General features: G+C 59.5%; 28 protein-coding genes and 2 tRNA genes. 6 read left to right on the plus strand and 24 right to left on the minus strand.

The window, feature by feature from the left end; all coding sequences use genetic code 11:
* Positions 1-20: 20 nt before the first annotated feature.
* From BM151_RS14240 to BM151_RS21480, 5 genes are read right to left on the minus strand one after another with little or no spacing between them, the layout of a single operon-like run.
* On the minus strand, positions 21-878 hold the full coding sequence (locus BM151_RS14240; RefSeq protein ID WP_090061393.1) for a hypothetical protein: 858 nt from the start codon (positions 876-878) through the stop codon (positions 21-23).
* A 1-nt stretch (position 879) separates the two neighbouring features.
* Positions 880-2,055 carry a restriction endonuclease subunit S gene (locus BM151_RS14245; RefSeq protein WP_090061394.1) on the minus strand — a complete coding sequence of 392 codons (1,176 nt, stop codon included), beginning with the start codon at positions 2,053-2,055 and terminating at the stop codon, positions 880-882.
* Positions 2,052-3,626: a type I restriction-modification system subunit M gene (locus BM151_RS14250; protein ID WP_090061395.1), complete on the minus strand. Its 1,575-nt coding sequence runs from the start codon at positions 3,624-3,626 to the stop codon at positions 2,052-2,054. The genes BM151_RS14245 and BM151_RS14250 overlap by 4 nt, the downstream gene beginning before the upstream one ends.
* Before the next feature lie 24 nt (positions 3,627-3,650).
* Positions 3,651-3,887: a hypothetical protein gene (locus BM151_RS14255; RefSeq protein ID WP_090061396.1), complete on the minus strand. Its 237-nt coding sequence runs from the start codon at positions 3,885-3,887 to the stop codon at positions 3,651-3,653.
* A 6-nt stretch (positions 3,888-3,893) separates the two neighbouring features.
* Entirely contained in the window at positions 3,894-4,319 is a 426-nt protein-coding gene (locus BM151_RS21480; protein WP_177213153.1) for a helix-turn-helix domain-containing protein, read from the minus strand.
* 75 nt (positions 4,320-4,394) lie between these two features.
* Between BM151_RS21480 and BM151_RS22025 the strand changes: the two genes are divergently transcribed.
* The 3 genes from BM151_RS22025 to BM151_RS14280 all read left to right on the plus strand — a co-directional run bounded on the left by BM151_RS22025 (position 4,395) and on the right by BM151_RS14280 (position 6,038).
* A complete protein-coding gene (locus BM151_RS22025) occupies positions 4,395-4,607 on the plus strand; it encodes a helix-turn-helix domain-containing protein (protein WP_090061399.1) in 213 nt (70 codons plus the stop codon).
* 70 nt (positions 4,608-4,677) lie between these two features.
* The gene (locus tag BM151_RS14275) at positions 4,678-4,914 is read left to right on the plus strand and encodes a hypothetical protein (protein ID WP_090061400.1); all 237 of its coding nucleotides are present in this window, start codon (positions 4,678-4,680) and stop codon (positions 4,912-4,914) included.
* Entirely contained in the window at positions 4,914-6,038 is a 1,125-nt protein-coding gene (locus BM151_RS14280; protein ID WP_090061401.1) for a tyrosine-type recombinase/integrase, read from the plus strand. Before BM151_RS14275 ends, BM151_RS14280 begins: the two co-directional genes overlap by 1 nt.
* Positions 6,039-6,065: 27 nt before the next feature.
* On the opposite strand, the gene BM151_RS14285 is transcribed toward BM151_RS14280, so the two are convergent.
* From BM151_RS14285 to BM151_RS21670, 14 genes are all read right to left on the minus strand, one after another.
* Positions 6,066-6,140: transfer RNA gene (locus tag BM151_RS14285), tRNA-Phe, on the minus strand.
* A gap of 91 nt (positions 6,141-6,231) precedes the next feature.
* Positions 6,232-6,438: a DNA gyrase inhibitor YacG gene (locus BM151_RS14290; protein WP_090061402.1), complete on the minus strand. Its 207-nt coding sequence runs from the start codon at positions 6,436-6,438 to the stop codon at positions 6,232-6,234.
* Positions 6,438-7,490: a ribonuclease E/G gene (locus tag BM151_RS14295; protein WP_090061403.1), complete on the minus strand. Its 1,053-nt coding sequence runs from the start codon at positions 7,488-7,490 to the stop codon at positions 6,438-6,440. Before BM151_RS14295 ends, BM151_RS14290 begins: the two co-directional genes overlap by 1 nt.
* 10 nt (positions 7,491-7,500) lie before the next feature.
* A complete protein-coding gene (locus BM151_RS14300) occupies positions 7,501-8,079 on the minus strand; it encodes a Maf family protein (RefSeq protein ID WP_090061404.1) in 579 nt (192 codons plus the stop codon).
* A 16-nt stretch (positions 8,080-8,095) separates the two neighbouring features.
* Positions 8,096-8,314 (minus strand): translation initiation factor IF-1, encoded by a 219-nt coding sequence (infA, locus tag BM151_RS14305; protein ID WP_009573923.1) that lies wholly within the window; start codon positions 8,312-8,314, stop codon positions 8,096-8,098.
* A 90-nt stretch (positions 8,315-8,404) separates the two neighbouring features.
* Complete coding sequence (locus tag BM151_RS14310) at positions 8,405-9,292, minus strand: nitrilase-related carbon-nitrogen hydrolase (RefSeq protein ID WP_090061405.1); 888 nt, start codon at positions 9,290-9,292, stop codon at positions 8,405-8,407.
* Positions 9,289-9,876 carry a GNAT family N-acetyltransferase gene (locus BM151_RS14315; RefSeq protein ID WP_090061406.1) on the minus strand — a complete coding sequence of 196 codons (588 nt, stop codon included), beginning with the start codon at positions 9,874-9,876 and terminating at the stop codon, positions 9,289-9,291. Before BM151_RS14315 ends, BM151_RS14310 begins: the two co-directional genes overlap by 4 nt.
* Positions 9,877-9,886: 10 nt before the next feature.
* Positions 9,887-10,300 (minus strand): ketosteroid isomerase-related protein, encoded by a 414-nt coding sequence (locus BM151_RS14320; protein ID WP_090061407.1) that lies wholly within the window; start codon positions 10,298-10,300, stop codon positions 9,887-9,889.
* Positions 10,301-10,309: 9 nt separating this feature from the next.
* On the minus strand, positions 10,310-10,702 hold the full coding sequence (locus BM151_RS14325; protein WP_425429559.1) for an arsenate-mycothiol transferase ArsC: 393 nt from the start codon (positions 10,700-10,702) through the stop codon (positions 10,310-10,312).
* A gap of 68 nt (positions 10,703-10,770) precedes the next feature.
* Positions 10,771-11,247, minus strand: a complete 477-nt coding sequence (locus BM151_RS14330; protein WP_090061409.1) for a UPF0262 family protein — start codon at positions 11,245-11,247, stop codon at positions 10,771-10,773.
* A complete protein-coding gene (hisD, locus tag BM151_RS14335; RefSeq protein ID WP_090061410.1) occupies positions 11,247-12,566 on the minus strand; it encodes a histidinol dehydrogenase in 1,320 nt (439 codons plus the stop codon). Before hisD ends, BM151_RS14330 begins: the two co-directional genes overlap by 1 nt.
* Before the next feature lie 109 nt (positions 12,567-12,675).
* On the minus strand, positions 12,676-13,155 hold the full coding sequence (locus tag BM151_RS14340; RefSeq protein WP_177213154.1) for a DUF2948 family protein: 480 nt from the start codon (positions 13,153-13,155) through the stop codon (positions 12,676-12,678).
* Positions 13,155-14,420 (minus strand): UDP-N-acetylglucosamine 1-carboxyvinyltransferase, encoded by a 1,266-nt coding sequence (murA, locus tag BM151_RS14345; RefSeq protein WP_090061411.1) that lies wholly within the window; start codon positions 14,418-14,420, stop codon positions 13,155-13,157. The genes BM151_RS14340 and murA overlap by 1 nt, the downstream gene beginning before the upstream one ends.
* 9 nt (positions 14,421-14,429) lie before the next feature.
* On the minus strand, positions 14,430-14,588 hold the full coding sequence (locus BM151_RS21670; protein ID WP_177213155.1) for a hypothetical protein: 159 nt from the start codon (positions 14,586-14,588) through the stop codon (positions 14,430-14,432).
* Between the two features lie 265 nt (positions 14,589-14,853).
* Here BM151_RS21670 and BM151_RS14350 point away from each other — a divergent pair.
* From BM151_RS14350 to BM151_RS14360, 3 genes are all read left to right on the plus strand, one after another.
* Positions 14,854-14,928: transfer RNA gene (locus BM151_RS14350), tRNA-Thr, on the plus strand.
* A gap of 421 nt (positions 14,929-15,349) precedes the next feature.
* Positions 15,350-15,646: a type II toxin-antitoxin system RelE/ParE family toxin gene (locus tag BM151_RS14355; RefSeq protein ID WP_090061412.1), complete on the plus strand. Its 297-nt coding sequence runs from the start codon at positions 15,350-15,352 to the stop codon at positions 15,644-15,646.
* A gap of 2 nt (positions 15,647-15,648) precedes the next feature.
* A complete protein-coding gene (locus BM151_RS14360) occupies positions 15,649-15,948 on the plus strand; it encodes an addiction module antidote protein (RefSeq protein WP_090061413.1) in 300 nt (99 codons plus the stop codon).
* Positions 15,949-16,320: 372 nt separating this feature from the next.
* Here BM151_RS14360 and BM151_RS14365 read toward each other — a convergent pair whose 3' ends face one another.
* The 5 genes from BM151_RS14365 to BM151_RS14385 form a co-directional block, all read right to left on the minus strand.
* Positions 16,321-16,845: a helix-turn-helix domain-containing protein gene (locus BM151_RS14365; RefSeq protein WP_177213156.1), complete on the minus strand. Its 525-nt coding sequence runs from the start codon at positions 16,843-16,845 to the stop codon at positions 16,321-16,323.
* 336 nt (positions 16,846-17,181) lie between these two features.
* Positions 17,182-18,693, minus strand: a complete 1,512-nt coding sequence (locus tag BM151_RS14370; protein ID WP_090061415.1) for a YfjI family protein — start codon at positions 18,691-18,693, stop codon at positions 17,182-17,184.
* Entirely contained in the window at positions 18,690-19,586 is an 897-nt protein-coding gene (locus BM151_RS14375) for a DUF7146 domain-containing protein (RefSeq protein ID WP_090061416.1), read from the minus strand. The genes BM151_RS14370 and BM151_RS14375 overlap by 4 nt, the downstream gene beginning before the upstream one ends.
* Before the next feature lie 312 nt (positions 19,587-19,898).
* The gene (locus BM151_RS14380) at positions 19,899-20,204 is read right to left on the minus strand and encodes a winged helix domain-containing protein (RefSeq protein WP_090061417.1); all 306 of its coding nucleotides are present in this window, start codon (positions 20,202-20,204) and stop codon (positions 19,899-19,901) included.
* Between the two features lie 110 nt (positions 20,205-20,314).
* Complete coding sequence (locus BM151_RS14385) at positions 20,315-20,509, minus strand: helix-turn-helix transcriptional regulator (protein WP_090061418.1); 195 nt, start codon at positions 20,507-20,509, stop codon at positions 20,315-20,317.
* Positions 20,510-20,599 lie beyond the last annotated feature (90 nt).

The following is a 20,599-nucleotide window of genomic DNA, read 5'->3' on the forward strand; positions in this document are numbered from 1 at the left end:
TAACGAACTCGATATTGGAATTAATCTGAATAGGCGTGCCCGGCGTCCAGGGCATCGGTGAAATAGGGTGTGAAACCAGCAAGCATGATGGTCACAGAGACCAAATCGCGCATTTCAATCTCGCGCAACTGGCTGGCGGCTGTGCCTGCGTGACGGATGCCGGGATAGTCATTGGCAAAGCGATAGATGCCTTTTGCAGATTCCTTGATCTGCTCGTGCGGCCAAACGGATGTTCGATCACACATCGCGCCGAAGGTATTAGCTTCGCGGCGAGCCGTAGCGTTGAAGGCAACCACATCAGGGTGTTGTTTGAACAGCGCCTCGAGAAGATTAAACTGCGCGGAGATGCACTGTTTTACCTTTCTCGGAGACTGATCACCTTTCAGATCGCGAACGCATTCCTCGAAATCATGCATGAGCGCCGCAAGAGCTGCGTCCTGAGAAGTGACATGCCGTAAGTCGCGCATCAGGCGGGCGAACACGCCGGGGAGGGTCGGGTGCAGGCTGAAGGGGCGGCGGAGGTCATAGCGGAGGCTGTACTTGTCGAGAAAATCGCGGATCAGCAGGAAATATCTGTTGGTCAGGGCCTCGCTGCCGAAGTCTTCGATGACTGTGTGGGCGCGCTCGAGAAATTCGACGGCTGATAGCTCTCCGTTCAACGCGGTTACTTTGGTGTCGCGGAAGGCGATGCGGGCCTCGTCCTTGTCATCCACAATCGCAGCAAGGGATGTGGCCGGGTCCAGCTTTACGACGAAAGACTTGTTGAGTTCGCGGTAAAGCTCGCAAAACAGGTCTTCTGGCGCATCGTTATGTTTGGCCAATTTGCTCCAAACCTGCCGCCACATTTCGGACCAGACACCTATGATCTCGCCCCGCATCTCAGAGTTCCCCCTGAAAAGCGCGATGTTGAAGGGAGGCAAACAGAAATTCTTGAGCTGCCAAGTCAGCATTTGCTCTTTGCCAAACGTGTTGTAACTTCTCACGTTGCACGCCGTACTGTTCCTGAAGGGTCATCTCAGGCACCCTCAAACGGAGTGGAGAAAGGTCTTTCTTGTTCAACTGGGGTACGGAGGACCCCGAAGCGATGTCTGACAGCGTGAACAATGAGAACCAACCAGCAAGAAAGTCCGTGTTGATGACGTTTGATCTGGGCAGCACTCCCATCAAGTTTGGGTCAAGAATGGCAGGACGCATCAAGGTGCGTTTTTTGTTTGTACCAATGGCTCCGCCCCGCTTTGGAAACACAATCGCACCGGCCGGACACGTTGCTGCTTTGGAACCCGGAACAGAGCTCCACAACGCCGCTTCGTGTACTTCTCGGGCGTTTCCTGGGCGGTTAAGGTCTGAGACCTTGAGGATCAGGTAGCCGTCTTTCTGGTCAACAAATTCCTCTCCTTCGGGCAAAGTGTTCCCAGAGAAAAAATCAGCGCAATCGCCAAGCAATGCGTTTGATGCTTGCTCACTTCGCACATCACCAAACATCTCATGAAAGATCGCCTGGCCGAAGGTGTTCAGTTTGTCGAGGGCGCGGGTGCGGAGGCGGCGGAGCGCGTCCGCCTGATCCAGTATCCCCGCAATCCGCCTCTGCTCCTCCAACGGCGGGAGGGGGATCTTGATGCCCTTGATCAGACCCATGTTGAGTCCGCGTCGCTCGTTACCTTGGGAACCCGTCAGGTGTCGAATTTCCTGGTAGCGTGCTTGAAGATTACGAAACAAAAAATTGGAATCTAGCCGTTTGCAGTCCACTGGATGGATAGCCACAAGAGACTGATTGCAAGTCGCTTTCATCTTGAGCCTAGCAACCGTTCCGCGCGTCTTCCCTTGGCCGTTAAGCGCAATCAAGACAGAGTCTTCGGGCAAGTATTTTGCGGCAGAGCTTTGCAAGCCAGCATCCGTTATCCGACCCTCACACGACTTAATCTCTGGGTTGTGAATATCGCCGGACACAAGCCAAGGTACGTCCCCACCCTCATAGAACGCGTCATTTTTCCTGTCAGGTGTGCCTCCAGTAAACAACTCACAAACTTCGCCAATCGCCACAGACTCCGAATTCATCCGAGCATCCCTTCCAACCGGTCCAGCCCTTCGGCAATTTCGGCCTCAATCGCGCGCAGTTCGGCGATGATCTCTTTTGGGGGTTGATGGTCGACCTCCTCATGGGCCACTTCCTTGTAGCGGTTGAGCGATAGGTCCCATGTGCCCGTGGCCTGAATATCCGCCAGAGACACCATGAAGCTTTGCGCAGTGTGGGGGCGCTCGGCCTCTGCCTCTAACGCACCCCAGCGGGCCAGAATGTCCGGTAGGTTGTTCTTGGCATGTTCGTCCTCTGTCAGCGCCTCGGCAGGCACCGGCCCCAGCTTCTCAGTCGGCAACAGCTCCGTGCGTTTGTCATCAAGGCTCAGCCCGTCGGCCTCCATGTCGTAGAACCAGACATTATCCGTGCCGCCGCTTTCGGTCTTGGTGAAGATCATGATAGCGGTGGACACCCCGGCATAGGGGCGGAACACGCCCGAGGGCAGCTTGATGATTGCGTCGAGTTTTTGTTCTTCGACGATGATCCGGCGGATGTCCTTGTGCGCCTTGGAAGAGCCAAACAGCACCCCGTCCGGCACGACCACCGCCGCGCGCCCACCCGTGCGCATGAGGCGCAGGAAGAGGGCAAGAAACAGCAGTTCCGTCTTCTTGGTCTTCACGACCTTCTGGAGGTCCTTGGCCGTCGCATCGTAGTCGAGCGACCCGGCAAAGGGCGGGTTGGCAAGGATCAGGGAGTAAGCGCCCGTGTCGGCCCCATGTTCTTCGGCCAGACTATCACGATAAGCGACATCCGCATTTTCGACCCCGTGCAGAACCATGTTCATCGACCCGATGCGCAGCATGGTCGGGTCAAAATCGAACCCGTGGAACATGTTGTTATGGAAGTGCTGGCGCTGTTCGGGGTTGCGCAGCATTTCAGAATGTGTTTCGCGCAGATACTCCCCTGCCGTGACAAGGAAACCGCAGGTGCCCGCCGCAGGATCGCAGATCGTGTCCTTGGGTGTGGGGGCCATCAGGCGCACCATCAGCTCGATGATGTGGCGCGGGGTGCGAAACTGGCCGTTTTGCCCGGCACTGGCGATCTTGCCGAGCATGTATTCGTAGACGTCGCCCTTGGTGTCGCGGTCGTCCATCTGGATGCCGTCGAGCAACCGCATGACTTTGTCGAGGAGAGCCGGGCTAGAAAAACCCAAACGCGCGTCTTTCATGTGGGTGGCGAAAGCTGTTCCTTCCTCCGCCATCGTCCGCATGAAGGGAAAGACGTGCTGATCCATCAGCTTCATCTTCTCGCGGTTCTCAAAGTTGATCAGCCGTTGCCAACGCAGATCGTCGTAAGGACGTTCGATGGTTTCGTCATCTTTCGGATCGTCGCTGACCTTGTAGGTGAAGGTGCCCTCTGGGAAGATGCGCCGCTCCATCGCTGTGCCCAGCATGTTGGCCTTGGCCTCTTCCCGCGTGTGGATTTCGTCGAGCCGCTTGATAAAGAGCAGGTAGGTGATCTGTTCGATCACAGAGAGCGGATTGGAGACACCGCCCGACCAGAAGGCGTTCCAGATTTGGTCGACTTGAGATTTGATATTGCCAGTAATCACTTGGGAAGCACCAGTTTTTGTATTTTAGAGACCATAGCGCAGACGTTGCAGGCCAAATTGAAGGATAAGCAACGCGACTGAAGCTCCGATAAGCACTGACATAGAGATCAGGCTGGCTATCGCAGATATGCCTTGGAGGACGGTACCGTATTCAGTAAATATTGCTGCAAAATAGGAAGCTGCGCCAAGGACAAGTAGCGCTGTCAGTATCGGCAATACGCGGATCATGACATTTCTTTCCAACACAATGATTTTATCCATTTCTCTTCACACAGTTGTTTCGAGGTAGTCAAAAATTTCGGCTTCAGACATCTCACGACCACTTGCGAATTGCCCGACCAAGAAGCTGATCAGCTTTGCCTTCTTATGAGGTGAGAATTCGATTGCCCTTGTTCTCTGGAAGCCTTCCATAGCCAACAAGATCTTCTCGTACACATCGGGTGCCGGAAGTGTAACCGATGGAGACATGCCCAAGAGCAGCCAATTTAGGTCCACGTCAAACTTTCGATGGACATTGATAGCGAGTGCGAGCGGAACGTCACGGACAGCCGCTTCGTAGTTCCGGTACGAGCGAGGAATCACGTCTACACTTTTGGCAAAATCACTCTGCGAAAGCCCCGCGCGTCGCCTGACTATGAGCAGGCGCTCAGCGATAGTTTCATTTTCGTGTTGATTTTGACACGTATGTTCCAATACAGTCGTTCCCGTACCTATGCGCACTAATTCTTCCCACATTCGTGGCGAAGTTGGCAAGACCAGAGGCCCAAAATGAACACACCAGACCTGTATTCCCCGAAAGAACTCGCAAAAATTAGTGGCTGGCCGGAACGCCGCATCCGCAACCTACTTCGCTCGGGTCATCTGCGCCATGTACGTGTCGGTACAAGTTATCTTTTGCCCAGTAGCGCGATCTCTGAATACGTCGAGCGAAACATGATCGAACCGTTGGCGACAAGTGGTCGGGAAAACTCTGGATCCTAAAACAACGAACCGAACCTGCGCACTCCTATAGCTCCGGCAAAGCCCCTTTTAGATTTGAGAGACTCGTTAGATGAGCACAACCAGCCTGAATATAAGCGTGATCGAAAAGCGTATGATGAACGCGACTGAAGCCGCTCATTACTGTGGCATTGCCGTTAAGCACTTTAAGACACTCTGTCCTGTGCGACCCGTATTGATGCCACCGAAGTACAAACAATACGACAGAATCGACTTAGACAAGTGGTTGGATAATTTGAAAGCTGATGTTGATAACGCTTCACAAAACGCCATCCTGGATCGACTTTGATGACTTTAGTTCGCGTGAAAGGCTTCAAAATCTTCTCTGACAGGCATGGACAGATGAGGTGTTATCATCGCCAAACCGGTCGGAAAATTGACCTGAAAAAAACTCCGATTGGGTCGGCTGAGTTCTTTTCTGAATGCGCCAGAATTTCGGCAGTGGCAGAAGCCCTCAAACAGCAGGAACCAAAGCCCGGAACTCTTGGAGGGCTCATGTCAGTGTATTTTTCCGAAGAGCATTTTTTGGAGCGCTCACGCGCGACGAAACGTGAATATCGAATGTGTGCCGGAATACTAGAGCCCATCAAAGACACACCAGTTTCATCCATAGATACACCGTTGCTCGCTGCCATCCATGACAAATTGGCGAGGAAGTACAGCTGGGACAAGGCGAACCGTGTGCGCAACTTCCTCATCCAAGTGTTCAAATTTTGCATCCCAAAGGGATTGATATCGAAGAATTTCGCCGAAGACGTTATCAAAAAACCCCGGCCAAAGGACGCTCCAGAGGCATATAGGACATGGGCATTCGCAGAGGTGCAAACCGTCCTCGATGCAGCTTCACCTCAGCTAAGAGCCTCTTTGGCTACGATCTTTTGCACCGGGCAGGATCCGACCGATGCCTTGGAGTTTCGCAAGGATCAGGTGGGCGATGGCGTGATTTGGAAAGGCCGCAATAAAACCAATGTCGGCGCGGCAATCCCGATCAGCAACGTCCTAATATCTGAACTGGCAAGGGTGCCTGCGCATGATGCGCCCACGCTTCTCGCCAGCTCGAAAGGTACGCCATGGACTTACGACGGTTTCGCGAGCGCCTGGCAGCGACTTCGTACAAAGCTTGAAAAGGATGGCAAAGTCGCACCTGGCCTAACCCCGAAGGGGCTGCGGCACACAATGGCGACATGGCTTAGGGAGGCCGGGAGGGACGAACGTGAAATCTCCGATCTGCTGGCTCAGGACTCGAAGGTCATGGGGTTGCATTATTCCAAGAATGCCGCGCTGGCCCGTAAGAACCGGAAGACGATGCAGGTCTGGGAAGAGGAATACGAACGACGTGCCAAGCAGGCAAAAGTGTCAAACCCACAGAAAAAAGCGTCAAACCCTGACAAGAGGAGCTTATCAGATGACTAAAATCCATTTACTTTTCAGTTGTTTAAATGGTGCCCGGGGGCGGAATCGAACCACCGACACGAGGATTTTCAATCCACTGCTCTACCCCTGAGCTACCCGGGCACCGGGAGCGATTTCTCGCTGAACGACATCTCGTTCGGGTAGCGGGTTTCTAGTCGGGGGGGGCGGGAGTGTCCAGAGGAAAATTGCCCCTTCAGTGAGGTTTTTTCGGAGCGGCTTCAAACTGCTCGCGCATCGCCTCTTCAAAGGCCTCGGCGATCTCTTCCGGGTCCTCTTCGCGGCCGCTCGGCACGGCGTAAGATCCGTTCATCCATTTCGCCAGATCGATATCGGCACAGCGTTTGGAACAGAAGGGACGGTATTTCTGCACGGCCTCATTGCCGCAGATCGGACAGGCCATCAGAGCACCTCTGGCGAGAGAATATCGGAGATCGGCGTGCGCACGCGCTTTTTCTGGATCTCGAAATTGCCCAAGGGTGTCCAACCGGCGAGAACCACGTCCTGGCCCTCGGGTTTGAAGGCGGCCTTGAGACTCTGTTCGAACTGGCGCCGGTCTTTTTTCGCCATCGGGGCAAGATCGAGAATGATCTGGCCGGCCAGCCCGCGCAGGCGCAGCTGTCGCGGCAGGTCGCGGGCGAGCGCGATATTGGCCTTGAGCCCGGCCGCAGGCGAGAAATCCCCGCCGGTGTTCACATCGACGGAGACAAAGGCCCGGGTGGGTTCGATAAAGGCCGAGCCGGCGCCCTTGAGCAGAACGCGACTGTCGAGCGCGGCATCGATCAGCTCATGAACGCCGTGATTGTCGAAGGCCGCCTCGCTGTCATCGAAGAGATCCGCATCAGCCCAGTCACGCCAGGCGGCCTCATGGGCATCGGGCCCGTCGACCAGCAATTCCGGCGCGCCGTTCACATCCGCGAGCACCGCTTCGGCGAGGCCACGCATGGCGGCGATATCGTCGGCCACATCCGCGTCGGACGCGCCTTCGCAGGCCGAGCGCAGGATCAGCCCCAGGCTTTCATCGGCGCCCTCCATGCCGTCTTCCGCCAGATCGTGCAGGCGGATGAGTGCGTCATCTTCCTTGATCTGGCGCGAAATGTTCAGCCCCGGGGCGTCCGGGGTGACGATGGCGTATTTCGATTTGAACAGGAGCCGCGTGGTCACCGGCACCGCCTTGCCATCCTCGGCAATATGGGTGACCTGCACCAGCATCGGCGCACCGGGTTTGAGCCCCTTGTTGCCACGCAGATAGGCTTGCTCGCCATTCGGCAGATCGAGAAGCGCACCGCCCATGCCCTTGAGGCTGCGCCCGCCCTTGGCGCGGTAGATCGCACCGGGGGCGGCGGGGGCGTCATCAAGGGCATCCACCAGAAGATCGTCGAGCTGGCCGTCGCGGATCAGCGCCGCAGCGCGTTTGCCCTGAACTTCGCCCAATGCAATGACAGTGCCTTTCATCGTGTGCCTTTCATGACCCGTCTCCGTACACGGGATATCCCGCCGCCAAGAGCAGGTTCGCGGTTTCCGCCACCGGCAGGCCCATCACGGCGGTGTAGCTGCCCTGAATCCATGGGATAAAGGCGCCCGCCGGGCCCTGAATGCCATAGCCCCCGGCCTTGCCGTGCCAATCGCCCGAGGCGAGGTAGCTGTTCACTTCCAGATCCGAGAGCCGCTTCATCTTCACCGTGGTGACGACATCCTGCTCCCAGACCTGCGTGCCATGGGCGACGGCCACAGCCGTGATCACCTTATGGCGACGCCCGGACATGGCCAAAAGAAATTCGGCGCATTCCTTTTCATCGGCGGGTTTGCCCATGATACGGCGGCCAAGGGCCACCGTGGTGTCGGCGCAGAGCACGATCTCGTCCTCGGCGCGCGGCACCGCCAGCACCTTTTCACGCGCCATGCGCGCGCAATAGGGCCGGGGCAATTCGCCCTTCAAAGGGTCCTCATTGATGTCGGGAGATCGGATCTCGTCGGGGGTGAGGCCCAGCTGCGCCAGAAGCTCTTTCCGGCGCGGGCTGCCTGAACCGAGGATCAGTTTCATAGGGTCGCTTGCGCTCTTAGCGGAAGCGGTAGTTGATCCGACCTTTGGTCAGATCGTAGGGGGTCATTTCGACCTGCACTTTGTCGCCAGCGAGAACGCGGATGCGGTTCTTGCGCATCTTGCCTGCCGTGTGCGCGATGATCGTATGGCCGTTTTCCAGCTCGACCAGGAATGTCGCGTTCGGCAGGAGTTCCTTAACGACACCGGGAAATTCGAGCATTTCTTCCTTGGCCATGGTCACTCCATAGTTGGTTTCACCCGCCTGATGTACGGGGCGCGCTAGTAAATGCGCCTTTAATGGCCGATTTTCAAGGTGGATTTCGCGTTATTTCAGACACAGTACCGGCAAAACGCCCGGGTTTGCATCGGTTTCGCTCTCCGGCCAATGCCGGGAGACGCTGACTTCGACGCTGGCCTTGGCCATGGCGAGCGACTCGCTCAGGTCATCGACAATGGCGAAGCCGGGCGCGTTGCGGGGTCCGCGGGCCAGGGTCCCGTCCGCGGGCGCGGCGCCGTCGGGCGGACAGAACACGCGGGCCTGGCCGAGATTGACATCGATCACCTCGCATTGCGGCACCTCGCCAACGAGCGGCGCCATGGCGACGATCATCTGGCCCTCAAGCGCCCGGGCGCGGCAACCGATCTCGACCCGGCTGGCGCCTTGTTCCGTGTCGGTGCAAGACGGCACCAGAAGGATCTCGGCCCCGGCCTCGGCGCAGCGCCTTGAGATCAAGGGGAATTCGCTGTCGTAACAGATCACCGCAGCAACCTTGCCAAAGCGGGTGTCGAGCACCGGCATCGCGTCGCCAGCGACCATGTCGAGCGCGCGCTCATATGGCGTCGGCATTTGCTTTTCGAGCCAGGCCTCCCCCTCGGGGGCGCAGAACAGGGCACGGTTGACGAAAGCGTCGCCCTTGCGGGCAAAGCCCGAGCCGCCGAGGATGGTCGCTCCGGTGTCTTGCACGAGGCTGCGAATCCCCGCGCAATAGGCGTCGAAATGATCCGCGCCGCGGGCCATCCAGGCTTTTGCATCAAGCGGGGCATCGCGCGTGACCTCGCCGTAGAACGTGGCCTCAAGCGCGGTATATTCGGGGAAAACCATCAGCGTGTCGCGATCGGCTTCGAGCGCGGTCAGAGCCTCGCGGTAACGGGTGAGCCAACCTTCGGGCGTGTCGTGCCAGATCGGCTGCCAGGTCGCGGCGATCAGTCTCACAATTGTTTGCCCCAGAATTGCAACTCTTTTTCAGAGGCGCTGTCTTCGGTCACGTCTTTCCAGCCGAAGCGGGCGATGACGCCGGCGAGCGGGTGATAGCCGCGGCCGCGCCAGAACCGGTCATGGCTGCGTGCGCCCTCGGGGCGGAGCGGATGATCCTCGGGCCGGATCACCGAACAGAAGGCGGAATATGTCAGCCCGAGCCGACGGGCATGGTCTTCGCGCGCGTCGAAGAACGCGTGGCCCGCGCCCAGGCCACGATACGCGGGCAGAAGCACGGATTCGGCGCAGTAGAAAATCTCTTCCATCGGCCAGTGGTGATGCGAGAAGGCCTCGGCGAAATCCTCGGCGTGGCCCAGGAGCGGCGATCCGGTGGCGGCGCCGACCAGCCTGTCCGCGTCGAACGCCGCGACCAGAACGGCATTCTCATTGCCTGCGTAGCTCGCCATATAGCGACGCTCGTACTCGAGATCGCCATCGTAGAGGTAAGGCCAGTCGCGGAACACGGTGATCCGGAGATTTGCCAGATCGTCGAGCGCGCTTTCGACATCGGCCCCGCGCAGGGTGCGGAAGGAGAGTGTCATCGGGTCCGCCTCACGAGACCTGTGCCACCCAGTCCTCGGCATTGTAATAGACCGAGACGCGGGCGATCTTGCCGTCCTTGATGTCGAAAAACGCGCCCGCCGGCAGGTTGTAGCGCTGGCCATGGGCTTCCGGATAGCCTTCGGCGGTCTTGAGATATTTGCCCAGGACGCGGAACTCGGCGGCGGCGCGGCTGCCGGCGTCATTGGCAAAGAGCACCATCTCGGTGAGGGTCTCTTCATAAGCCGTGTCCATCGCCTGCATGAAGGCGGTAAAAGCCGCCTTGCCATGCTCCACGGGGCCCTGGTTAATCCGGTGTTCGACATTGTCGGAGAGGCAATCGAGCATGGCCTGATGGTCGTGCTCGGCGAAAGCGTCGTAATAGCGGCTCAACAGGGCGAGGGTTTCCGCGCGGGTCTGGCTCATGGGATATCCTTAGTCTTTGGGGGTGCCGAAGCGGGACTGCATCTTGGCGATAATCTGATCGCGGGCCTGGCGATAGGCGTCGAGCTTGGCCTCGCGGCTCTCGCCGATGCCCGTGGGGTCCATGATCGGCCAATATTCGACCTCGAGATGGTAATAGCGGGTCAGCTCAAGGGCCTGTCTCTGTGAGGCGGGTGAGAGCGCGATCACCAGATCATAGGAGGAAATATCGTCGCCCCATTCTTTCATATCGTCGAAAGAACGGGCCTGATGGCGGTGCAGCTCGATGCCCAATTCGTCACAGACGGCGACGGCAAACCCGTCGACATCGAGATCGGAATGCACCCCGGCGGATTGGACATAGACCTGGCCGGGGTAGAATTTCTTCATCAGCGCTTCCGCCATGGGCGAACGCACCGCGTTATGGTCGCAGCAGAACAGGATCGAATGCGGGATACCTGTCGCCAAACCCGTCACCCCCAGTGCAAGACGCAGATCAGGGTGAACAGGCGCCGCGCGGTGTCGATATCGACCTCGGCCTTGCCTTCGAGCCGTTCCTGCAGCACCCGTGCGCCCTCGTTGTGGATGCCGCGGCGGGCCATGTCGATGGCTTCGATCTGGCTGGGCGGCATTTTCTTCACCGCGTCGAAATAGCTCTCGCAGATCTGGAAATAGTCTTTCACCACCTGCCGGAACGGCCCGAGCGAAAGGTGAAACTCGGCGGCCTTCTCATCCTTTTCCGTAGACAAATCGAATACCAAACGCCGCTCACGGATCGCCAGGCCGAGTTTGAATGGTCCGTTTGGAACATCGCGGTCATCGCGGGCGGGCAGGGTGAAACTGTTGTCTTCGAGCAGGTCGAAGATCGCGACCTTGCGCTCCTGTTCGATCTCGGGCGTCGGTGGCGCGAGGCCCTTCTCGTCGATGGTGACGGAAACCAGTTTGCTCATCACATGTCCTCGCCAGTGGCCTCGTTCAACCGGTCGAGCCGGGCACGCACGGAGAGACCATGCGCTTCGAGGCTTTCGGATTTCGCCAGACGTTCCGCCGCCGGGCCGATGGCCTTGAGCGCCTCTGGAGACATCTTGGCCAAGGTCGTGCGTTTGAGGAAGTCCAAAACCGACAAGCCCGAGGAAAACCGCGCCGAGCGGGCGGTGGGCAAGACGTGGTTCGGCCCACCGACATAGTCGCCGATCGCCTCGGGTGTCCAGGCGCCGATGAAAATCGCGCCGGCATGCTGCACCTTGGCGGAGAGCGCCTCCGGCTCCGTGACGCAGAGCTCGAGGTGCTCGGGGGCGAAACGGTCCGACAGGGCGGCGGCTTCGTCGAGATCGCGCGCGGTGATCACCACGCCGAACTCTTCCCAGGACTTGCCGGCAATGGCGCGGCGTTCGAGGGTTTCGAGGCGTTTTTCGACGGCGTCTGCCACGGCCTGCCCAAAGGCGGCGTCATCGGTGATCAGAATCGACTGCGCGCTCTCGTCATGTTCGGCCTGGCTCATCAGATCGACGGCGATCCAGTCCGGATCGTTGTGCTTGTCGGCGATCACAAGGATCTCGGAGGGGCCGGCAATCATGTCGATGCCGACCTTGCCGAAGACCCGGCGTTTGGCGGCGGCGACAAAGGCATTGCCCGGGCCGGTGATCTTGTCGACGGGGGCGATGCTCTCGGTGCCATAGGCCAGCGCGGCCACAGCCTGCGCCCCGCCGACACGGTAGATCTCATCGACGCCGGCGATCCGCGCCGCCATCAGGACCAGCGGGTTCGCGATGCCGTCGGGGGTCGGCACGGTGATGGCAAGACGTGGCACACCTGCGACCTTGGCCGGAATGGCGTTCATCAACACGGAGGACGGGTAGGAGGCGAGACCGCCCGGCACGTAAAGCCCGGCGGCAGACACCGGCGTCCAGCGCCAGCCGAGGGTGGCGCCATCGGGATCGGTCCACATCTGGTCCTCGGGCATCTGACGCACGTGATAGGCGCGGATGCGCTCGGCGGCCAATTCGAGGGCGACGCGGTCCGCATTGGACACCTCGGCACAGAGTGCGTCGATTTCGGCATCCGAGAACCGCAGCGCCTCAGAGGTGAGCTCCATCCGGTCGAACTTCGCCGTCAGCTCCAGCACCGCCGCGTCGCCGCGGTTGCGCACATCCGCGATGATCGCGGCCACCGCGTCGTCGACATCCGGGCTGTCCTCACGCTTCATCGTCAAAAGCGCAGCAAAGCGGGTCTCGAAATCGGCATCCGTGGTGGACAGGAAATGGGGCATGTCGGTCTCCTTGATGAGACCGACATAGCGCGGCTAAGCGCAGGTCTCAAGCGCCAGTCGCTCCGCGCAATTTGCAACGGGAAATTGCCTGAGGCCTCGGGCGCCTTCGTCAGTCGTCGTGGCTCGGGACGTGATGCGACGGCGCCACATAGGGGCGGGTGACGTCTTTCAGGGTCGCATCCAAGGTCTCGACCTCGAGCGCGATCGCGCCGTCGCCGGCGAGCGTGATCTCGATCTGGCCCATGCCGTCCTGCGTGGGGGTGAACGTGAGGGCGAGAAGCGACAGGATCATCTCCTTGTCGTCCGCCGGCACACCCGAGGAGCGCGCCGCCAGCACATCGTCGAACACCAGCACGGCCTGCACCCGTTCGACCGGACGCTGGCGGCGTTCGGCGGCTTCGACATCTTCCCAGCGGAAGCGGTTGATCAGAAGCGCAAAGCGGCGCCGGCTCGTGTCATAGGATATTTCACCCATCGGCACCACGGCATCCTGACAGAGCGCCGAAATCACGGTCAGATCGTCGCTGTCGAGCGCTTTGAGATAGACCGGGCGTTCGCCGCCGTCTTCGAACTTTGCATCTTCCACCATCAGGATTGGATCCTTTCGATTTGCGCGCCGATGCCGGAGAGTTTCTTCTCGATGAACTCATAGCCGCGGTCGAGGTGATAGACCCGCGACACCACGGTTTCGCCCTCGGCGGCAAGACCTGCGAGGATGAGCGACACCGAGGCGCGCAGATCGGTCGCCATCACCGGTGCGCCCTTGAGCTTTTCGACGCCGTGGACCTTGGCGTGGCCACCATGCACCTCGATATCCGCGCCCATGCGAATGAGCTCCGGCGCATGCATGAAGCGGTTCTCGAAAATGGTCTCTTCCAGAACGGAGGTGCCCTCGGCGGTGCACAGAAGCGCCATCATCTGGGCCTGCAGATCGGTGGGGAAGCCGGGGAAGGGTTCGGTGGTTACATCCACCGCTTTCACCCGGTCGCCCTTGCGCGACACCGTCAGGCCTCGGGCGTTTTCCTCGACCGAGATCCCGGCCTCTTCGAGCTTGGCGACAAAGCTTTCGACCAGCGACAGCTTGCCCCCGAGACAAGTGACCTCGCCGCCGCAGATCGCCGGCGCCAGCATGAAGGTGCCAAGCTCGATCCGGTCGGTGACCACCGGGTGGGTGGCGCCATGCAGCCGGTCGACGCCCTGAATTTCGATCCGCGAGGTGCCGGCGCCTTCGATCTGGGCGCCCATCTTGTTGAGACAGTCGCAGAGATCGACGATCTCCGGCTCGCGCGCGGCGTTCTCCAGCACGGATGTGCCTTTGGCGAGCGAGGCCGCCATGACGAAATTCTCGGTCGCGCCCACGGAAGGAAAGCGCATCTTGTGCACCGCGCCCTTGAGACCACCTGCGGCCTTGGCGTGCAGGTAGCCGTCCTTGAGGCTGATCTCGGCGCCCAAGGCCTCGAGCGCGGTGGTGTGCAGATCCATCGGGCGGGCGCCGATGGCGCAGCCGCCCGGCAGCGACACCACCGCATGGCCGAGACGCGCCAAAAGCGGGCCGAGCACCAGATTCGAGGCGCGCATCTTGCGCACGATCTCGTAATCCGCCACCGGGTTGATCTCGCCATGGCAGGACATGGCCTGCACCTTGCCGTCCTGCAGCGCGGTGACTTCGGCGCCCAGAGAGGCGAGAAGCGCGGTCATCGTCTTGATGTCCGAGAGCCGCGGCGCATTGGTCAGCGTCAGCGGTTCATCCGACAGAAGCGTCGCCGGCATCAGCGCCAGGCAGGCGTTCTTGGCCCCCGCGATCTCGATGTCGCCATTGAGAGGCCCGTTGCCCCGTACCAGAATCGAATCCATATGCTCGCCTCACTCGTCCTCTGCGACCCCCTTGTCCGAAGCACTGCGGGCGCGCGCCTGCGCCTTGCGACGCTGAAGATTGGCCTTCAGCGCGGCTTTCAGCCGATCATCTCGGCTTTTGGGGGCGGGTTTCGCAGATTTCCGGTTGGGATCGGTCTTGTTGTCCATAAAGCTCCGTGTAGCCAAAGCGCCGCGCCCAGTCCAGTCTTAGCGCCCAGTCTTGGCGTCCAGCCTGAGAGTTCAGCCGTGGAGCCAAGCCGTGCTGGGGTTTCACGCGATTATGCGGCAACGGAAAGATGACGGGCGGAGGGCTCGGGGAAAGAAACTTTGGCCGAGGTGAAATTTTTCTCGAAAATGCGCTTGCACCGCGCCGCGATCACGTCTAATTAGCCGCCCACGGCGACGGTGACACCGCTCACCACCGCACCGCGGCGCTGCTGTAGCTCAGAGGTAGAGCACTCCCTTGGTAAGGGAGAGGTCGAGAGTTCAATTCTCTCCAGCAGCACCACTTAAAATCAAATTATCCATAAAAATCATGTGCTTATGCGGATGACTTGTGCGCCAGTCCCCCTATTAGTCCCCTTTTGGGCGTTTGCTTGCAGTCTCGAATTTTTCTGTGACGTGGCATTGAACGGGTTGCAGAGGTAGGGGGTAGGTCAGTCTCCGGGGCTTTTCGATCTGGAAAACCGCGCTCCCCTCCGTGTGCAATATCTTTTGAGAAAATAGGGGGTGGGGGTCTGGGCGCTTTGAGACAGCGCAAACCCTGCACTTGGCTCTGTTAATACAGCGATTTACAGGCTGGGTTGTCCTCTCTTTCCTGCCTTCAGGAAAGCGCAAATGGAAAACCCCGCGCTGGGCGGGGCATATCGCGCGGCTTCATGCTGTGTCATTCCCCTTGAAATGGTGTATCCTACAGGCTACATGACAGCATGATTGAAATTCGCCAAACCAATGAGTTTCACGACTGGTTAACGGGTTTGAAAGATGCCCGTGCCAAACAGAAGATTGCCACCCGTGTGCGCCGTATGGCTTTTGGAAACATGGGGGATGTGAAGCCCGTGGGGGCTGGCGTTAGTGAAATGCGCATAGATGAAGGCGCGGGATACCGTGTTTACTTCATCCAGCGCGGCAAGGTTGTTGTTGTGCTTCTCTGTGGCGGAACCAAAAAGCGCCAGCAAGCGGATATAGAGAACGCAAAAGCACTTGCGCAGGAATGGAAGGGTTAGAAATGGCACTTGAAACCACACTCTTTGACCCCGCCGAATACCTCGACAATGACGAGGCTATTGCGGATTACCTCTCTGACGCTCTCGAAACGGGCGACTCTGCCTTCATCGCGGACGCGCTGGGCGTTGTGGCACGCGCAAAAGGTATGAAGCAAATTGCAGAAGATGCAGGGCTTTCCCGTGAAAGCCTATACAAAGCCCTCAGCGACAAGGGAAACCCTGAGCTTTCCACTGTGCTCAAAGTGCTGTCCGCCATGGGGTTGCGCCTTACCGCTGCGCCCGTAATCCACGCCGCCGAATAAGCCAGAGTAACAGCCCATCAGGCCCGCCGAGCGCATTAGGGTAATCTTAGGGTGGTTGGCGGCAAGTCTAACAGCCCATCCCCACGCGGGCGCGTATTGGTCCGAGAAAGCGCAACATTGCCCGCTCTCCGTGGCCTCAAGAAAACTGTCTTGATTTCGTCCGCATGAAAAATTCACGGAACAGCGCCAGTTCTCAGGGCAGGCTTTCAGAGATTTGATAGCCCCCCTCTCCCCACGCGCGCGGGTATTGCGCTCCAAAGCGGCAGGGCAGCTTGAATATCTTCATTGTTTTCCAAGAGACGCCCTAACAGCCCATGACGCGCACAAGGCTTGGCAATGTCATGTTTTATCAACCTCTTTGCGGCAAGGGCCTCAGTCGCGCTCGGCGTCTCTCTCTGCCCGCCACCTTGCCCAGCGCCTTCTCTGTGCCTCTCTGATACGCTCTATACCCTCTGGCGTTCTGGCCCCCGTGCTTTTGCCGCCATGGAATTTGCAGCGGCGTTTTCCCGGCTCTGATTTCATCCGGCACGGCGTCCCCTTGCGGGTCTTTGCGCCACAGGTCACACGGCGCGTTGCGGCCATGGCTTCGGCCCTTGCGCGGGCGCGTTCCATTACGGCGGCATATTGAGCCATGAGGCGGGCGCGGTGTTGGCGGTCCCTCTCCCGCAAGCGTTCGGCGTAGCTTTCATCCCATGACGCGCTTTCGCGTGAATAGCTTGGTGGCTCAGGCAGGGGCAGAACCCGCGCCATTTGGCTCACCGCATGAGCGTGTAAATCCACATCCGGCTTGTTCTCCCAATAGCTGACAGCATGGCGACCAATCCCGACGCGCTGGGCGAGTTCGGTTTGTGAAAGGCCAGCAGCCTTGCGGATTGCTGCGAGTTCGGTTCCGGTCATGCGGGATACTCCCATTTCCGAGAAAGCGCGTTCCAGTGCCGCCCGTTTGGCCCGTGGCGCTCCCAGTCGGTCAGGCGCTTCCATTCCTCAAGTGAGACAACCTTGCCTGTCCATGTGCAGGGTGAGCCTCCCACAGAGAGCCGTGCAGGTTGGGCGGTGTCGTGCGGATCGGCTGCGGAAACAACGGCGCGGGGCGGGCTTTCGGTTTTCTGAATTTCAGGGTGTCCCCCTGCTACATCCGCTACACTTGCTACATTGGTCCCCTGTGTAGCGGATGTAGCGGGTGTAGCAGGGGTAGCCTCTTGTTTTAGAACCTCTGCCAGATTGGCTTTCACATCAAAGAACATGCTGCGGCCTCACGATTTGATAGGCTTCTTTGCGGGTCGCTCCTCTCACCTCGACACCTTCAGGAAGGCGGGTAAGCCAGCCGTGCTTTTCGAGAACGGCCAGAGCTGCCCTTGCCGCCTTGCTTTCCCTCAGAGGGTTCGGCCCGAATTGGACAATCTCACGCGGCATGATTTCGCTGTGCGTCCATTTCTCGACAAGCCAGAGACGCAGCTCCTCGGCTTTCGCGGTGTCTGCGGTAATGGCTCCGGCATCCGAAAGGCGCTTGGCTTCCCCAAGATAGAATTGAGACAGGCTAATCCCGTGCGCCATGTTCTCCGGCGTTATCAGATCGGCCAGAGGGTCCGCCCAAAGCGCGAATACTCCTGCAATTCTAGCGGCTTGTTCAACTGACTTGCTCGCATAGGCCCGGACGGTTTCAAACTCCCCGCCACGGCCCTGAGAGGCTTCTACAGCATCGTGAAACCGGAATAGCAATTCACGGGCTGCGGGTGAGAGGGTGAGCCGCTTCGGTGTCAGTTCTTGCGGGTGGGCATCGGTCGGCAAATCCATCGCCAGAATGTCCAAGGCGCAGTTTCTAAATGCCTCTACTTTAGATCGGCTGTGCGGGGCGTGGTCCCGGCGCAATCGTGTGCCAATCGCGCTGGGCGGCTCGGTCATCAGGAAGCGTGCGAGAAAGCCTTGGCCCCGTGCCTCCGGGTCAGAAAGAAGGGGCGCGGCGGCGATAGGCTGCACCATGAGGTGTGCGGCCAGCCTCCGGCCCCGATAGGTCTTGGCTCCATCCCCGGCACGGGTGCGGTCGATCGGTTCCCCGTTCCACAGGTTCGACAGGCCCGCCATGGTTTTCAGGCGGTTGTCAGAGTTCATGGCGTGGCCCCCGATAAATCCGCCCGCCTCATCCGAGAACAGGCCCAGCGCAGGGCGTCCGATACCGTAAAGTTTCATCAGCCCTTCAAAGGTCGGGTCCATCGCGGTCAGTTTTGGAAAGAGCGGCGGGCGCGGCTCTGGTCCCATCGCTCGCAAATCGGCTTCGGCGGCGGTTGCCTTTTCCCGCTTTGCTCCGGCGGCCTCAGAAATCAGGCGCTTTCGCTTCTCGGTCCAGATCTTATGGGCAACCTCGAAAGCCTCATATTCTTCGCGATATTCGGTTTCCTGCTCGGCCTCGAAGTCCCGAACACCCTTCATCAAGAGGCGGTCGCATGTGCTTTTCCGCTCCCCGCTTTCTGCGATGGTGAGGCAGAACAGAGAGCAAGGGGCATCCCCGCCCAAGGTTTCCACATCGGCCAGCCCTTGCACGGCCAGAGACGCCACAGAGAGCGCGGATTGCGCGGCCAGACCCACAGGGGCTTGGGTAATGTCGGCAACGGCTTCCACGGCCTCCCTGAGCGGCCCCAGAGCCTCAACAGGATACGGCTCCCCCTTCGGGATTTCACGCAAGAGCGGCTGCGGCCCTTCGGCATTGAAAGGAATCGGTGTCACGGGTGTGTTTGTGGGCGCGTTCATGCTTCGGCCCCTTTCATGCAAAGAATATCGTTCCAGTCGCGCCCGTCTGGCGCGGGCAAAAGCGAGACAGTCCAGCCAAGAGATGTGGCGCGTTCGGCAAGGGCGAGGCCCGCCGCTTTTCCCGCGCCGTTGTCGTCGCTATCCGTGGCGATGGTCAGGCGGTGCGGCTTGGCGGGAAGGCTCAACCCTCGAATGCCGGACGCGCTGAGAGCGGCCCAGATGGTCGCAGGGGTGCGCAGAAGGCCACAGGCGAGGCTCAGGGCGGTTTCTATGCCCTCTGCCGCCACAAGCGGCCCCTGTGCCTCAGTAAGCCGCACAGCGCCGCCTTTGACGGCTCCCAGCATGGCTTTGTCCGGTGTCACACTCGCTTTTTTTGAGCCGCCTTTTGTTGTTGCCAAATAGGTGCGATGCACAGCAAAACCTTGCCCTCCATGCACACGCGCCAACATCGCCGGAAACCGCTTGGCGGTCGGGTGCCATGCTTCGGGGTGAAAACGCAGCGTGTCGGGCAAGTCGCAGGTAATGCCGCGCCCTCTGAGGTAGGTTTCGGCCAAGGTGCCACAGATCGGCACGGCCTCTTTCCAGAGCGCGGAGGCTTGGCGGGCCTTCTTCTCGGCTTGGGCCTTGGCCTCGGCTTCGCGGCGGGCAATCTCGGCAGGGTCCATGCGTGGCACGGTTCCGTTGCCTTCGATCAATCCCATGCCGCGCAAGGCATCCAGAATGTCGGTGAAGCTGCACCCGGTATGGCAATGCGCCAGCAAGCGCCCGTCATTCCCGTTTTTGAGGCTCAGGGACGGGTTACGGTCGCCATGTGCCGGACAGCGGCATAGCCCGTAAGAGCCATGCCAGACGCCATTCAACGCAACGGTTAGGGTCTTTGCATCCGCGCTCATTGCAAGCTCCCCTTCATGTCTGAAAGTGGCGTGATGCAATTGGAGAGAGCATCCCGGAAAAATGTTGACGCAGGGTAAGCTTTTCTACAAAGTCGGGAGCACTTCATATTGTCCCGATATGTTCCGTGAATGCCGCGCCAATAGTTCCCCAAGACGATGGACGCGGCATTTGCGTGTGTGATGGTCTTTGCATCTGTCATGCGCAGCCCTCCCCGAAAATCAGAGCGGCCAGCATGGCGGCGGTGTCGGGCGTCACGCCCCATTTATGCGCCAGATAGGCGATGCGATGCGCGGTCAGTCGGGCGGGGTGGATCATGCTTCACCTCCTTCCGTCAGAGCGACAGGGTGGATTTCACAATCAAGCCACCAACGCTTGTGGCGTCCGGGGTGTTCGCCTTCGTGCTTTTCCCATTCGTCGCGGATCGGAATGCCGTGAACGTGGATTGCGTCAAAGATATACGCGGCCCAACGTGGCCCCAAGGCTTCGCGCCCGGTGCGGCCCGCCTTGCGCAATTCCTCGATTGCCCAGCGCACACGGCCATTCAAGATGACTGTGCGGCGGTCCCCGGTCTTGTCGGTGATTTGGTAGGGGTGTGGTCCCCATTTCTTCTGTGCCATTGCTCGGCCTCAATTCTTGCGAGCCGGGGCGCTGGGGGCTATGTTTGGGCTATCCATACAGCCGCAAACGAATACCGCCGCCGCCCTCATGCCCAAGGGTGGCGGTTTCGTTAGGCGGCGTTGCGGTCTGCCTTTGCCTTTTCAATCACTTCGAGAAGTTCCGACTGCGGCCAGCGAGACGATGCGCCCAGCTTGACGGGCTTCGGCAAGGTGCCTTTGCCCACGTGACGCCAGAAGGTCGGTTCGGAAATGCCGAGAAGCGCAGCGGCTTCGCGGGCTTTCAAGAGGGGGTCGGTGATGGTCATTTCTCAGCCTGTGTTTGGTTTAACATTGGCTGAGAGAGTGCGAGAACGAAACGCAAACAAATAGGCGGGCAGGTAAAGAAAATATATCCT

This window comes from Celeribacter neptunius, assembly GCF_900113955.1.
Classification (GTDB): Bacteria; Pseudomonadota; Alphaproteobacteria; order Rhodobacterales; family Rhodobacteraceae; genus Celeribacter; species Celeribacter neptunius.